Raw genomic sequence first — 12747 nt, forward strand, 5'->3', positions numbered from 1 at the left:
GTTAATTTCAAAGCGGATGCCTGAGCCGCAGGCGAATCTTCCGCTTTGAAATTAACGCCGCATCCCATTCTTTTTATGTCTTTCCCAGATTACGGAACCGGAACCCAAGCCATATCCCCGCCCGCCGCGAAAACGTCTTGAATCATACCGACGGTTTTCGGACGTTTAACCAATCGGTCGGCTCCTCCACAAATACAGATTTCACTGTCTATGGCGTTTGAATATCGAGCTGGTCATCTGCACTGTTCTGTCGATCTGTTCCTGCTCTTCTTTGCTTTTCCCCTGCTTTAAGATTTCCAGGATCAGGGTGACCTCATCAGGGGTAAACTGGATGCCCTGCTTGTTTGCGCTGGTGATAAGAGCCAGCATGACCGGAGCCAGTTCTTTCCCTGTTTTACCCGAGGTTTTCGATGCGGCCATCCGGATCAGCTCCAGTTTGGCGGGATCTATACTCTTCATTGCAGGATTGTTCATCCATTCTTCTGCTTCCATCTATATCATCTCCTTTCTGTGGACTGCTTTCAGTCTGCGAAAACATATCAGTATACATGCGGAACATCTCCTGCTGTTCAGGGGAAAGCATTCCCGACAGGAGATCCATCGGATCCAGAACCGGCGCTCCGGGCTCTGAGGAGGATGTACTCTGTATCATTTCCATGACAGCCATCATTTCCTTTAAGTTGATCACCATATCCAGGGCAGCGGCTTCGCGGGGCTTCAGGTAGGGCCGGAAACTGTTGAGCAGATCGATGGGAGAGGGATTTTCTTCTTCCGTGAGCATCTGCGCCCTGACAGCGCCTTTTTTACCGCTGAATATATGGAGCGTTTCCCTGAGTTCCATGATCTTAACGCAGGCTGCGAGCATTTTTCGTCCGGATGCAGGAGTATAGGGGATCAACAGCTTCATGATCTGAAGTTCCGGAGAAGTAACAAGGTCGTCAAAAGGGGTCATTGGTCCGGGAAGATTTTTGTCCATACAGGCTCCTGCACATAGCGTTGTAAATATATACGCTGCTGTGTATATAATTATGCATTGCGGTAAAAATGTAAGATAAAAGCCGTGCATGCAGTGAAAAACGGAGGCAGGTTTCAGTCAGGGCACGGTTCGGAAACAGGTTCATAAAATAATTAAGAAGCAAAGAGAAAGGGATGAAAAGACAGTGTCAAGAAAATTGATCATTGACGGGAACGCCGTGTATGAGATCGATGAAGAGTGCATGCTGAAAAAGCGCCTGAAAGGACCGGAAGATGGCGGAACAGGGAAAAAGGAACAAAGAAATATCGGAATGAAACATCAGTCTGAAAACAAAGATGTCGGATGACAGAAAAAGCGGGGTGTGCGGAAAGGTACATCCCGCTTTTGTACAAAGTGAAAGGGTGATATAAAATGTGCAAGGGGTCAGACCCCTCTGAAGAGGGGTCTGACCCCAATTGGTCAAGCTGTCAGAATCTTCTGAAATTGATCAGCATCCGCATCCATTGCTGCCGAATCCGCCGCAGCAGCAGAGCAGAAGGATGATCCACAGGCAGCTGTCGTTGCCGCATCCGTTGCCGCCAAATGTGTTGCCGCCGCATCCGCCGCAGCAGCAGAGCAGGAGAATGATCCACAGGCAGGAAGACATTCCGTTTCCATTGTCGCATCCGCATCCACAGTTTGTAGCAGTTAAATCACTCATGTTAAATCCTCCAATTAGGTTATTGTTTACAGTTTTATAGTATGCAGAGCGTAAAAAGTGGTTACCGCATTAGCAAAGATCAGGGAAAAGTGGCTGTGACGGACAATAATCGATGCAGGAGAATATTCTGATTAAAAAGGGATTTATTATGAGATGGGTAAAACAGACGGTAAGTTATTGGTGTGATGATATAAAATCAGGGAAATGTCTGGGAAAGGGGGTCACGGTCGCGGTACTTGACACAGGGTTATCTGCCCATCCGGATCTGGAAGGGCGTACAGCCGGTTTCAGGGATTTTGTCGGGAATTCGATGAAATGCAGTGATGACAGCGGACACGGGACCCATGTGGCGGGGATCCTTGCGGGAAGCGGCAGAGTGTCGGATGGCCTGTATGCGGGAATGGCTCCGGAAGCATCGCTTCTTGTGGGCAAGGTGCTGGACCGCGAGGGGAATGGCAATGTGGAAAATGTCATAGCAGGGATCCGGTGGATCCTGGAACAAAAAGATAGGTATGGAGTGCGGATCGTGAATATCTCAGTGGGCACGCAGCCGGATCTCGGGGAGTATCAGAAGCGCCGGTTTTTGGCGGCAGTGGAGGAGTTATGGGACAGTGGGCTTGTGGTGGCAGTGTCCGCGGGAAATTACGGACCGGGGGCGGGGAGTGTGGCTGTGCCCGGCACAAGCCGCAAGGTAATTACAGTGGGGGTCCCGGATACGGAGCTTCCGCCCGTGCAGAGACGCAGGAAAAATGTAAATTATTCCGGAAGGGGACCGACAGGGGAATGTGTGGTAAAGCCGGACGTGTTTGCCCCGGGGACCGGAGTCATAAGCTGCAACGGCAGATACGGCCGTCCCGGCGAACATCCGTACACGATGAAAACAGGCACATCAATGGCAACCCCGGTAGTTTCCGGAGCGGTGGCGTGCCTGCTGTCCAAATACCCGGATATGACAAATGTAGAAGTGAAGCTGCGGTTAAGGGAAGCATGCGTAAGGCTGCCGGGAACCGGCTGCGGATGGGGGATGCTGAACGTGGCGCGGCTTTTAAATGACAACCTTGGATAAAAATGACACAAAATCATCTGTGCGTGAGTGATCAGAAAATCCAAACCGCCTGTCCTTACTGCCGAAGTTATCAGACTATGGAACAGGCGGTTTTGTCAAAGGATCAAGTCCTTTCTGTTCTTTGAGCAAAATGCGGTTCCGCTCATATTCGATCACGCCGTCCTTCTGCATTTTGGAAAGCTCATTGCACATGGCGCTGCGGTCCACATTCAGATAGTCCGCCAGTTGCTGGCGGTTGTACGGGATCAGGAAGGAACTGCTCCCGGTCCGTTTGGCGCATTCCGAAAAATAGGACATCAGCCGCCCGCGGATGGATTTGGAACTGGTATGCAGGATCCTCTGGGAAAGCTGGAGGCTCTTGTGGGCACAGACAGTCAGCAGATTTCGGACAAGCCTTGTGTGAAATGGGCAGGCATTAGTACAGGTGGCCAGGATGCTGCCCGCATTCAGAAACAGTACGGAAGTATCCTCCGCAGCAGACACCGTAACGAGCAGCGGCTGCCCCGGAATGCAGGCATATACTTCGGCGAATACGGAACCGGGCGCAGCATTCCCTAAAATACTGGTATTGCCCCAGATATCGCTGCTGGAGATCACAGCCATACCGGACAGCACGATCCCCATATTTTCGGTAATACTCCCTTCGGAAAGGATGGTTTCTCCTTTTCGAAAATTGCGCTCCGCAGCATTCAGGCAGTCCAAAAGCGTTGTGATCTCCGACTTTTCCAGTCCCCGAAACAGTTGTGTGTTGGCCAGATCCATATTTTTTCTCCTTTGTTGTTATAACAACAGATATTCATTTAAAATTATATTATACTGTGCCCGAAAACACAAGAAAAAGGAGAGATTGAACATGATCCGTAAGATCATTCAGATTGACGAAGAAAAATGCAATGGATGCGGGGCCTGCGCCGAAGCCTGTCATGAAGGGGCTATCGGCATGGTAAACGGGAAGGCAAAGCTCCTGCGGGACGATTATTGCGATGGTCTGGGCGACTGCCTGCCAACCTGCCCAACCGGCGCGATTTCCTTTGTGGAACGGGAGGCAGCTGCTTATGATGAAAAGGCTGTCCAGGAAAATATGAGGAGAAAGAACGGACAGGATCTGTCCTATGCTCCGCTGGGAGCAGGGTCGCAGCTGGGGCAGTGGCCCTGCCAGATCAAGCTGATCCCGATCAACGCCCCCTGCTTTGACGGAGCCAGATTGCTGATCGCAGCGGATTGCTGCGCCTACGCCTACGCCAGAATGCACGGGGATTTTATGCGCGGGAAGATCACGCTGATCGGCTGTCCAAAGCTGGACGGGATTGATTACAGTGAAAAGCTGACCCAGATCATTCAAGATAACAATATCCAAAGCGTGACCATCGTGCGGATGGAAGTACCCTGCTGCGGCGGCTTGGAATCAGCCGCTAAGAGAGCGCTGCAGGCAAGCGGAAAATCCATCCCCTGTGAGGTGGCCACGATCTCGGTCGATGGGAAGATCCTGGGATAAAATGAAAGGAACAAGCCGTTATATTAACAAAAAATCTATATAGTTTCTATTATTTATCATGGAGGTCAGATATGAAAGAAAAAATGTTTTGCTATCAGTGTCAGGAAACGGCGGGGTGCAGGGGGTGCACCGTGTCCGGCGTATGCGGGAAGAAGCCCGATGTGGCGGCCATGCAGGATCTGCTCGTCTATGTCACAAAAGGAATTTCGGCTGTTACAACTGCGCTGCGTCAGGAAGGCAAACAGGTATCTGCGGAGATCAACCATCTGATTACCCTGAACCTGTTTACTACCATTACTAATGCGAATTTCGACAGGGAGAGTATTGAGGCGAGGATCCGCGACACACTCACAGAAAAGGAAGCTCTGCTGGCGCGGGTGGCAGATCCGTCCACCCTGCCCGAAGCCGCCAGATGGGACGGCTCCGGAAACTGGGAAGAAAAGGCAGGAACTGTCGGTGTTCTTTCTGAAGAAAACGAGGATATCCGCTCTCTGCGGGAACTGATCACCTACGGCCTGAAGGGTCTGTCCGCCTACGCGAAGCACGCGAATGTCCTGATGAAGGACGACGGTGAGACAGATGCCTTCCTTCAGCGGGCGCTGGCGGCTACGCTGGATGACAGTCTCAGCATGGAGGAACTGATTGCCCTGACGATGGAAACCGGAAAGTACGGCGTCTCCGGCATGGCTCTGCTGGACCGGGCCAACACGGAAGCCTACGGAAATCCTGAGATCACAAGGGTGAATATCGGCGTCGGGAAAAATCCCGGTATCCTGGTTTCCGGCCACGACCTGCGGGATCTGGAAATGCTGCTGGAACAGACGCAGGGAACCGGAGTGGATGTGTATACCCATTCCGAGATGCTCCCCGCCCACTATTACCCGGCGTTCAAAAAGTATCCTAACTTTATCGGAAACTATGGGAATGCGTGGTGGAAGCAGAAGGAGGAATTCGGATCCTTCAACGGTCCCATCCTGATGACCACAAACTGCATCGTGCCGCCTTCGGACAGCTACAGGGACAGGCTCTATACCACCGGCGCGGCCGGCTATCCGGGATGCACGCATATCCCAGGAGAGATTGGGGAGCAGAAAGATTTTTCCGCCGTCATTGAGCATGCAAAAAGATGTGCCGCCCCCACTGAGATCGAAACGGGAGAGCTGATCGGCGGATTTGCCCACGCGCAGGTCCTGTCTCTGGCGGATCAGGTCGTTGAAGCGGTAAAAAGCGGTGCCATCAAAAAGTTCGTTGTCATGGCGGGCTGTGACGGCCGGGCTAAGAGCCGGGAATACTATACCGGGTTTGCAAGGGTGCTGCCGAAGGACGCTGTGATCCTGACAGCCGGATGCGCGAAATACAAATACAACAAGCTGGATCTGGGCGATATCAACGGCATCCCGCGGGTCCTGGATGCCGGACAGTGCAATGACTCCTATTCCCTGGCTGTCATTGCTTTGAAGCTGAAGGAAGTTTTCGGTCTGGATGATATCAACGACCTGCCCATTGTCTACAATATCGCATGGTACGAGCAGAAAGCGGTCATCGTCCTGCTGGCGCTTTTGCATCTTGGCGTAAAAAATATCCATCTCGGTCCCACTCTTCCGGCATTTTTAAGCCCCAATGTGGCGGCGGTCCTGACGGAGAACTTCGGTATCGCGGGAATTGGCACTGTGGAGGAGGATATGAAACTGTTCTTTGGCGCGGAGCATTGAACACGGACGATTTTTCCGTTTCAGACTCCGTTTCAGACCTGTTAAAGTGTAAAGAAAAAATACTTGACAGCACTGTTCCGTTCATGTATGATAGCAAAGGTGACAGCAATGGATAAGATTTTAGAGCAGGCATTATTATATGATTTTTACGGAGAGCTCCTGACTGAGCACCAGAAGGAAGTATACGAACAGTTTGTACTGGACGACCTTTCTCTGAGCGAGATCGCGGAAAGCGAAGGGATCAGCAGGCAGGGCGTGCATGATCTTGTCAGGCGCTGCCAGAAGGCGCTGGAAGGCTATGAGGCGAAACTGCATCTGGTCGAAAGGTTCCTCACGGTGAAGGAGAAGGTGGCCCAGATCGACAGAGTGCTGGAAGAATGGGAGCGCGAAAAGGAAGATCCGGAAGAGGTCATAGGACGGATCCGCAGGATTTCTTCCGCGATCATTGAAGAATTATAGGCGGCAGGCATGCTGCGGCACAGAGAGGTTACAGAATGGCATTTGACAGCTTAACAGAAAAACTTCAGAATGTTTTCCGGTCCCTGCGGAGCAAGGGGCGCCTTACGGAAGATGACGTAAAAGCGGCCCTCAGAGAGGTGAAGATGGCGCTTCTTGAGGCGGATGTAAACTTTAAGGTCGTAAAAAGCTTTATAAAAGATGTCCAGGAGCGGGCTGTCGGGCAGGATGTGATGAGCGGGCTGAATCCCGGGCAGATGGTGATCAAGATCGTAAATGAGGAACTTGTCAAACTGATGGGTTCTGAGACGACCGAGATCAAACTCCAGCCGGGAAGCGCGATGACCGTCATCATGATGGCCGGCCTCCAGGGAGCTGGTAAGACGACCACCACGGCGAAGCTGGCGGGGAAATTCAAGCTGAAAGGGAAGAAGCCGCTGCTCGTGGCATGCGACGTGTACCGCCCGGCTGCGATCAGGCAGCTCCAGATCAACGGAGAGAAGCAGGGCGTGGAAGTATTCTCCATGGGAGATAAGAACCGCCCGGCGGACATCGCGAAGGCGGCGGTCCAGCATGCGGCTAAGAACGGCAACAATATCGTGATCCTGGATACCGCAGGCCGCCTGCATATCGATGAGGATATGATGGCGGAGCTGCAGGAGATCAAGGAGGCTGTGGAAGTCCACCAGACGATCCTTGTGGTCGATGCCATGACCGGTCAGGACGCAGTCAACGTGGCGGGAACTTTCAATGACAAGATCGGCATTGACGGCGTCATCGTCACGAAGCTGGACGGAGATACGAGAGGCGGTGCGGCACTGTCCATCAAGGCAGTGACAGGCAGGCCGATCCTCTACGTCGGTATGGGAGAGAAGCTCTCTGACCTGGAACAGTTCTATCCTGACAGGATGGCGTCCCGTATCCTCGGTATGGGAGATGTCCTGTCCCTGATCGAGAAGGCAGGAGCTGAGATCGACCAGGAGAAAGCCATGCAGATGGCTGACAAGATGAAGAAAGCCCAGTTTGATTTCGACGACTATCTGATGAGCATGGAACAGATGCGCAAGATGGGCGGGCTCTCCAGCATCATGAGCATGATGCCGGGAATGGGGGCGTTCGGCGGCAAAGGAAAGATGCCGGACCTCGACTCGGAAGAAAATGAGAAGAAAATGGCAAGGATGGAAGCGATGATCCTTTCCATGACGCCGGAGGAGAGACGTGATCCGGATATCCTGAACCCATCCAGGAAGCACCGCATTGCCAGAGGGGCGGGCGTGGATATCGCCGAGGTAAACCGGATGGTAAAACAGTTCAATGAATCCAGGAAGATGATGAAGAAGCTTCCGGGAATGCTGGGCGGCAGAGGTGGCAAGAAGGGCAGGTTCAGACTTCCCTTTTGACACATAGATCATGCCGGAGGCGTCCGGCTGCACATGCGGCGGGGCTGACGGCAGAGGCAACAATATAAAATAAAAAGAAAGAAAAACAAGAGGTGACAAAAATGGCAGTAAAGATCAGATTAAGAAGAATGGGACAGAAGAAAGCTCCTTTTTATAGAATCGTGGTAGCTGATTCAAGATCCCCGAGAGACGGAAGATTCATCGAAGAGATCGGAACATACGATCCGAACTGTGATCCGAGCGCGATCAAGGTTGATGAGGAAGCAGCTAAGAAATGGCTGAACAACGGTGCACAGCCGACTGAAGTTGTTGGCAAGATCTTCAAGGCAGCAGGTATCGAGAAATAAGATGTCTTTGCGGAGGTGCGCAAATGAAAGAATTAGTTGAAGTTATCGCAAAAGCTCTTGTAGACCATCCGGACGAGGTCTCTGTCAATGAGAAGCAGGAGGGAAAGACTACTGTACTGGAACTTCATGTGGCAGAAGGCGACATGGGAAAAGTGATCGGTAAACAGGGGCGCATTGCTAAGGCGATCCGTTCTGTTGTAAAGGCAGCGGCAGCAAAGGAAGATAAAAGGGTCGTTGTTGATATTGTATAGCATCAGATATGTGAAAAAGGGGGACAGTCTTCATAGGCATGAAGCGGCTGCCCCTTTCTTTTTCCTAAAATGGGAATAGAAAGGAACCCAAGAGATGGAACAGTTTCTTCAGGTGGGGGTGATCTCATCCACCCACGGAATACGGGGCGAGGTAAAAGTCTTTCCGACGACAGACGATCCCTTGCGTTTTAAAAAATTGAAAAAAGTGCTTTTGGACACCGGAAGAGAACAGCTTGAACTGGAAGTCCAGTCGGTAAAGTTCTTCAAGCAGTTTGTGATCGTAAAGTTTAAAGGCATTGACAATATAAATGATATCGAAAAATATAAGGGCAAAGGACTCTTTGTCCCAAGAGAGGATGCGGTGCCTCTGGATGAGGACGAATATTATATCGCAGATCTGATCGGCATGGAGGTCTTTACCGAAGATGGGCGCTTTGGAGTTGTCAAAGATGTGATGGAGACAGGGGCAAATGAGGTTTATATCGTGGAATCGGATGATCACGGTGAGGTCCTTATCCCTGCGATTCGTCAGTGCGTCCTTGATGTAAATGTAGAAGAAAAGAAAATGCTGGTCCGCCTGCTGGACGGGCTGATTTAAGGATCAGGCATTTGAAAAGGAGATCAGAAATATGAATTTTCATATACTTACACTGTTCCCTGATATGGTTATGGACGGGCTGAATACAAGCATCATCGGGAGAGCTGTAAACGCTGGTCTTCTCTCCATAGAGGCAGTCAATATCAGAGATTATGCTTTTAACAAGCACCAGAGTGTGGATGATTATCCATACGGCGGCGGCGCAGGGATGCTTATGCAGGCGGAGCCGGTTTATCTGGCGTACAAAGCGGTGGCAGATAAGATCGCATCCGGGCAGTACGGAGCCGGGGATCATGCAGCAGAGGGAGAACTGCCGGAGAAGAGCGCGCCGGGAAAACGTCCCCGCGTTGTCTATCTCTCTCCCCAGGGGGATGTGTTTGACCAGAAGATGGCGGAAGAGCTGGCTCAGGAGGAAGACCTGATCCTGCTCTGCGGGCACTATGAGGGGATCGATGAGCGTGTGCTGGAAGAGATCGTGACAGACTATGTGTCCATCGGGGACTATGTGCTCACAGGCGGCGAGCTCCCGGCGATGGTCATGGTGGACGCGATTTCCCGGCTTGTGCCCGGCGTGCTGCACAATGATGTGTCCGCGGAGTTTGAGTCTTTCCAGGATAATCTCCTGGAATACCCGCAGTATTCCAGGCCCGAGGAGTGGCACGGGAAGAAAGTCCCGCCGGTGCTTCTGTCGGGACATCATGCGAATATCGAAAAATGGCGCAGGGAGCAGTCCATTTTAAGAACCTACGAGAGAAGGCCGGACTTGTTTGAGAAATGTGAGCTGACGGAGAAGGAACGGAAGTGGCTGGAGGAAGAGCTGCGTGCCCTGAATTAAAAACAGTGCACAAATGAACAAATGTATACTTTTTAACTTGATTTCGGAAGCCTATTGAATGGGGCCTGCTATGGTGGTAAAATTTGTTTTTGTAAGTAATTACAATTTCCCATCAAGCATCTATCAATAGGAGGAAAAGATTAAAAATGAAGGTAAAAGGTATTTTTAAACGAGCGGGCCGTACCGTGATGGCTATGGCAATCGTGGCTGCCGTATGTCTGACGATGACAGTGCCTGCTTTTGCGAAAAACTATAAGTTGGAAGAGAAAGGTATAAATTATCGTGAATATCTGTCTTTTATCATAGCAGGCAATGAGTATAAAATGACAGATCTGACCGGGGGAGAGGTAGACCTTAGCGGCGTTGATAAAAGCACCCCGGTATATGCGAAAGTAGATATTGACGGTCTGAACGCAGCGATGAAAGAGGCTGGTTCAAAATTTACTTATGCATTAGACACTGAACAGACTTATATGTCACGCCATATTGAATCAAGTGTTACAGTCATGTACCGTTTCCAGCCGAATGAGGATGGGACATGTGCGATTATCAGCGAAGATGACGGAGCAAATCTGACAGTGGAAAATCTTGCATATATCGAGACGGTTGGTCTGTATATTTATAATACAACTTCAACAAGCAGCGCGTATTATGGAATGGATGCGCTTATAGCGAATCTGTTCAAGATCAATGTGATTGGTACATTCCCGGTTACAGCAGAGATTACCTATGTAGATGAAGAAGGAAACGAGCTCTATAGCTTCACCTATGTATCCGAGGAGCAGGGATACTGGGGACAGGCTGGTCCGATCATAGAGTATGCAACGCTTCCTGAGATGGGAAATTCGTTTGAGCATGTCGGTGATACAACGGGGCATGGAAGTGTTTTTGGATATGAAGGACAGGAATTTGAGGTTACAGTCAAAAAGCTTGACCCGAATTTTGACGGACTTCTTGCAGTGCTCGAAGAAGTTGAAAACATGGAAGAAAAGAATTATACTGAGGATTCCATGCAGGCTCTGCTTGATGCGGTAGCGCAGGCTCAGGCAGTGGCAGAGAAAGGGAACGCTGCATTCCAGTACGAAGTTGACGGGGCAAAAGCAGCGGTAGAAAATGCAATTGCCAACCTGAAGGAAATGCCGGCAGCAGATAAGGGGGCACTGAAAGATGCACTCGATCAGTATGAAGCGGCTGACAGCAAAGATTACACAGAAGCATCATGGGCTGCTTATAAGGAAGCTTACGAAGCGGCCATGAAAGTATATAGTGATGAAAATGCAACTCAGGAGCAGATCGACAATGCTCTGGCTGCTCTGGATAAAGCGGCTGATGGCCTGAAAAAAGCGGGTGCGGCAGATGAGAAACCTGCAGCTCCGTCTACATCCGGACAGACAACAGGTACTGCGGCAGGAGCTCCGGTCACAGGAGACGCTTCCAGTGTACAGGTATATGCGGCAGTCATGATCCTGGCAGCTGCAGCAGTTGTGTTTGCAAAGAGGAAAAACGTTCACTGATCAGTTGTATGATGATAGGTGTTTGATGAATGATCTGATCGCTGACGAAGAACGGCAGTATCGGAGAACAGGAGCGGGACTGTCCTGGAAAAGGCGGTCCCGCTCCTGCTGTATCTGTGAGAAACCGATGGGATACAGATGGGTGAAAGGCAGCCGGACAGCAGGAAAATATATTCAAATACAAATCAGCACTTGAAAATCCCGAAGAAGTATGGTAAACTACAACAGTTGTGAAAAGAAGAGCGATGGTCCTCTGGCACAAAAATGTGTTAAGAACGTCAAATATGAAGGAGGTCACACAAAATGAACGAGATCATCAAGAAGATCGAAGCTGAGCAGTTAAAGGAGAATGCGCCGGAATTCCACGTTGGCGATACTGTAAAGGTATACGCTAAGATCAAAGAGGGTAACCGCGAGAGGATCCAGGTTTTTGAAGGAACAGTCCTGAAAAGACAGGGAGGCGGCGCAAGAGAGACTTTCACAGTGAGAAAGACATCCAACGGGATCGGTGTTGAGAAGACATGGCCGCTCCACTCTCCGCACGTTGAGAAGATCGAGGTTGTCCGCAGAGGTAAAGTAAGAAGGGCAAAACTGAACTACTTAAGAAAACGCGTGGGAAAAGCTGCGAAGGTAAAAGAATTAGTAAAATAGTTGATCATGAGAGGGACAATTACAGAACTGTATATTGTCCCTTTTTGAATATAAAGGGCTGAGCTGGAGGGAGTATGCAGGGTTTGGATTTCCGGAAAAAACGAGGGAAGAAAGTAAAGAAGCCCGGAGCGGGGAGAAAGAGGAGCACGCGCGGCGGGCTCAGGTTTGAGACTGAAACAAAGAGAGGGCTGCATTTTGAGCAGGAGAAGGATCCGGCAGGCAGGATCGGGATAAAAGGGGTCATCCTTTGGATCGTGGAGATCCTGATCGTCTGTATGGCGGCAGTGCTGCTCGTGGCAGCCTTTGGACAGAGAGTGAGCATTGCGGGGGACTCTATGGCGCCTGCGCTGAAGAATGGGGATGTCATCCTTATCAACCGGGCGGTTTACCATTTTAAAGAACCGCAGCGGGGGGATATCGTCGCGTTTTCCCAGGCAGGGGACAGGCATGACTCTGTGAAAAGGATCGTCGGCCTGCCGGGGGAGACGGTGCAGATCACAGACGGGAAGATCCTGATCAACGGGGAAGAGATGTCTGAGGATATCCATGTGTCCGGAATCGAGTATGCCGGCCTGGCTGAGGAACCGGTAGAGCTTGGAGATGACGAATATTTTGTGATGGGGGACAATGGCACCGCAGGCGGCGACAGCAGAGACCCGGGTACGGGCAATGTAAAAAAAGAAGAGATCCGCGGTAAGGCGTGGTATATCGCCTCCCCGTCGGAGGACAGAGGAACGATCTGAGAC

At 50.9% G+C, this 12747-nt stretch carries 17 protein-coding genes; 13 read left to right on the forward strand and 4 right to left on the reverse strand.

All coding sequences use genetic code 11. The features are described from left to right. Positions 1-201: 201 nt before the first annotated feature. Both B5G27_RS14345 and B5G27_RS14350 read right to left on the reverse strand, forming a co-directional pair. The gene (locus tag B5G27_RS14345; RefSeq protein ID WP_087179541.1) at positions 202-492 is read right to left on the reverse strand and encodes a hypothetical protein; all 291 of its coding nucleotides are present in this window, start codon (positions 490-492) and stop codon (positions 202-204) included. Then, positions 395-976 (reverse strand): hypothetical protein, encoded by a 582-nt coding sequence (locus tag B5G27_RS14350; RefSeq protein ID WP_087179542.1) that lies wholly within the window; start codon positions 974-976, stop codon positions 395-397. The genes B5G27_RS14345 and B5G27_RS14350 overlap by 98 nt, the downstream gene beginning before the upstream one ends. A 184-nt stretch (positions 977-1160) precedes the next feature. Between B5G27_RS14350 and B5G27_RS16175 the strand changes: the two genes are divergently transcribed. Next, positions 1161-1322 (forward strand): hypothetical protein, encoded by a 162-nt coding sequence (locus tag B5G27_RS16175; protein WP_164488457.1) that lies wholly within the window; start codon positions 1161-1163, stop codon positions 1320-1322. Between the two features lie 141 nt (positions 1323-1463). Here B5G27_RS16175 and B5G27_RS14355 read toward each other — a convergent pair whose 3' ends face one another. Then, positions 1464-1676 carry a chorion class high-cysteine HCB protein 13 gene (locus B5G27_RS14355; protein ID WP_087179543.1) on the reverse strand — a complete coding sequence of 71 codons (213 nt, stop codon included), beginning with the start codon at positions 1674-1676 and terminating at the stop codon, positions 1464-1466. Positions 1677-1824: 148 nt separating this feature from the next. On the opposite strand from B5G27_RS14355, the gene B5G27_RS14360 reads away from it, so the two are divergent. Beyond that, the gene (locus B5G27_RS14360; protein WP_087179624.1) at positions 1825-2742 is read left to right on the forward strand and encodes a S8 family peptidase; all 918 of its coding nucleotides are present in this window, start codon (positions 1825-1827) and stop codon (positions 2740-2742) included. 75 nt (positions 2743-2817) lie between these two features. Here the strand turns inward: B5G27_RS14360 and B5G27_RS14365 are convergent, their stop codons facing one another. After that, on the reverse strand, positions 2818-3504 hold the full coding sequence (locus B5G27_RS14365) for a Crp/Fnr family transcriptional regulator (RefSeq protein ID WP_087179544.1): 687 nt from the start codon (positions 3502-3504) through the stop codon (positions 2818-2820). Between the two features lie 91 nt (positions 3505-3595). Between B5G27_RS14365 and B5G27_RS14370 the strand changes: the two genes are divergently transcribed. From B5G27_RS14370 to lepB, 11 genes are all read left to right on the forward strand, one after another. After that, complete coding sequence (locus B5G27_RS14370) at positions 3596-4237, forward strand: ATP-binding protein (protein ID WP_087179545.1); 642 nt, start codon at positions 3596-3598, stop codon at positions 4235-4237. 71 nt (positions 4238-4308) lie between these two features. Further along, positions 4309-5949: a hydroxylamine reductase gene (gene hcp, locus B5G27_RS14375; RefSeq protein WP_087179546.1), complete on the forward strand. Its 1641-nt coding sequence runs from the start codon at positions 4309-4311 to the stop codon at positions 5947-5949. Positions 5950-6057: 108 nt separating this feature from the next. Next, entirely contained in the window at positions 6058-6408 is a 351-nt protein-coding gene (gene ylxM, locus B5G27_RS14380; RefSeq protein WP_087179547.1) for a YlxM family DNA-binding protein, read from the forward strand. Positions 6409-6443: 35 nt separating this feature from the next. Continuing rightward, positions 6444-7805, forward strand: coding sequence for a signal recognition particle protein (gene ffh / locus B5G27_RS14385; RefSeq protein WP_087179548.1), 1362 nt, complete (start codon positions 6444-6446; stop codon positions 7803-7805). 101 nt (positions 7806-7906) lie between these two features. Continuing rightward, complete coding sequence (gene rpsP, locus B5G27_RS14390; RefSeq protein WP_087151789.1) at positions 7907-8152, forward strand: 30S ribosomal protein S16; 246 nt, start codon at positions 7907-7909, stop codon at positions 8150-8152. A gap of 23 nt (positions 8153-8175) precedes the next feature. Further along, positions 8176-8403: a KH domain-containing protein gene (locus B5G27_RS14395; protein WP_087179549.1), complete on the forward strand. Its 228-nt coding sequence runs from the start codon at positions 8176-8178 to the stop codon at positions 8401-8403. 94 nt (positions 8404-8497) lie between these two features. Then, positions 8498-9001, forward strand: a complete 504-nt coding sequence (rimM, locus tag B5G27_RS14400) for a ribosome maturation factor RimM (RefSeq protein WP_087179550.1) — start codon at positions 8498-8500, stop codon at positions 8999-9001. Between the two features lie 31 nt (positions 9002-9032). Beyond that, a complete protein-coding gene (gene trmD / locus B5G27_RS14405) occupies positions 9033-9836 on the forward strand; it encodes a tRNA (guanosine(37)-N1)-methyltransferase TrmD (RefSeq protein WP_087179551.1) in 804 nt (267 codons plus the stop codon). Positions 9837-9982: 146 nt separating this feature from the next. Further along, the gene (locus tag B5G27_RS14410) at positions 9983-11350 is read left to right on the forward strand and encodes an FIVAR domain-containing protein (protein WP_087179552.1); all 1368 of its coding nucleotides are present in this window, start codon (positions 9983-9985) and stop codon (positions 11348-11350) included. A 303-nt stretch (positions 11351-11653) separates the two neighbouring features. Next, the gene (gene rplS / locus B5G27_RS14415; protein ID WP_087179553.1) at positions 11654-12001 is read left to right on the forward strand and encodes a 50S ribosomal protein L19; all 348 of its coding nucleotides are present in this window, start codon (positions 11654-11656) and stop codon (positions 11999-12001) included. Between the two features lie 74 nt (positions 12002-12075). Continuing rightward, the gene (lepB, locus tag B5G27_RS14420) at positions 12076-12744 is read left to right on the forward strand and encodes a signal peptidase I (RefSeq protein ID WP_087179554.1); all 669 of its coding nucleotides are present in this window, start codon (positions 12076-12078) and stop codon (positions 12742-12744) included. Positions 12745-12747 lie beyond the last annotated feature (3 nt).

The organism is Lachnoclostridium sp. An76 (genome assembly GCF_002161355.1).
In the GTDB taxonomy this organism is placed as follows: Bacteria; Bacillota; Clostridia; order Lachnospirales; family Lachnospiraceae; genus Mediterraneibacter; species Mediterraneibacter caccavium.

What these genes read in the sequence shown, in the direction of transcription:
- B5G27_RS14345 (WP_087179541.1), bottom strand. Translation starts at nt 492, where the DNA reads ATGGAAGCAGAAGAATGGATGAACAATCCTGCAATGAAGAGTATAGAT.
- B5G27_RS14350 (WP_087179542.1), bottom strand. Translation starts at nt 976, where the DNA reads ATGGACAAAAATCTTCCCGGACCAATGACCCCTTTTGACGACCTTGTT.
- B5G27_RS14355 (WP_087179543.1), bottom strand. Translation starts at nt 1,676, where the DNA reads ATGAGTGATTTAACTGCTACAAACTGTGGATGCGGATGCGACAATGGA.
- B5G27_RS14360 (WP_087179624.1), top strand. Translation starts at nt 1,825, where the DNA reads ATGAGATGGGTAAAACAGACGGTAAGTTATTGGTGTGATGATATAAAA.
- B5G27_RS14365 (WP_087179544.1), bottom strand. Translation starts at nt 3,504, where the DNA reads ATGGATCTGGCCAACACACAACTGTTTCGGGGACTGGAAAAGTCGGAG.
- B5G27_RS14370 (WP_087179545.1), top strand. Translation starts at nt 3,596, where the DNA reads ATGATCCGTAAGATCATTCAGATTGACGAAGAAAAATGCAATGGATGC.
- hcp (WP_087179546.1), top strand. Translation starts at nt 4,309, where the DNA reads ATGAAAGAAAAAATGTTTTGCTATCAGTGTCAGGAAACGGCGGGGTGC.
- ylxM (WP_087179547.1), top strand. Translation starts at nt 6,058, where the DNA reads ATGGATAAGATTTTAGAGCAGGCATTATTATATGATTTTTACGGAGAG.
- ffh (WP_087179548.1), top strand. Translation starts at nt 6,444, where the DNA reads ATGGCATTTGACAGCTTAACAGAAAAACTTCAGAATGTTTTCCGGTCC.
- rpsP (WP_087151789.1), top strand. Translation starts at nt 7,907, where the DNA reads ATGGCAGTAAAGATCAGATTAAGAAGAATGGGACAGAAGAAAGCTCCT.
- B5G27_RS14395 (WP_087179549.1), top strand. Translation starts at nt 8,176, where the DNA reads ATGAAAGAATTAGTTGAAGTTATCGCAAAAGCTCTTGTAGACCATCCG.
- rimM (WP_087179550.1), top strand. Translation starts at nt 8,498, where the DNA reads ATGGAACAGTTTCTTCAGGTGGGGGTGATCTCATCCACCCACGGAATA.
- trmD (WP_087179551.1), top strand. Translation starts at nt 9,033, where the DNA reads ATGAATTTTCATATACTTACACTGTTCCCTGATATGGTTATGGACGGG.
- B5G27_RS14410 (WP_087179552.1), top strand. Translation starts at nt 9,983, where the DNA reads ATGAAGGTAAAAGGTATTTTTAAACGAGCGGGCCGTACCGTGATGGCT.
- rplS (WP_087179553.1), top strand. Translation starts at nt 11,654, where the DNA reads ATGAACGAGATCATCAAGAAGATCGAAGCTGAGCAGTTAAAGGAGAAT.
- lepB (WP_087179554.1), top strand. Translation starts at nt 12,076, where the DNA reads ATGCAGGGTTTGGATTTCCGGAAAAAACGAGGGAAGAAAGTAAAGAAG.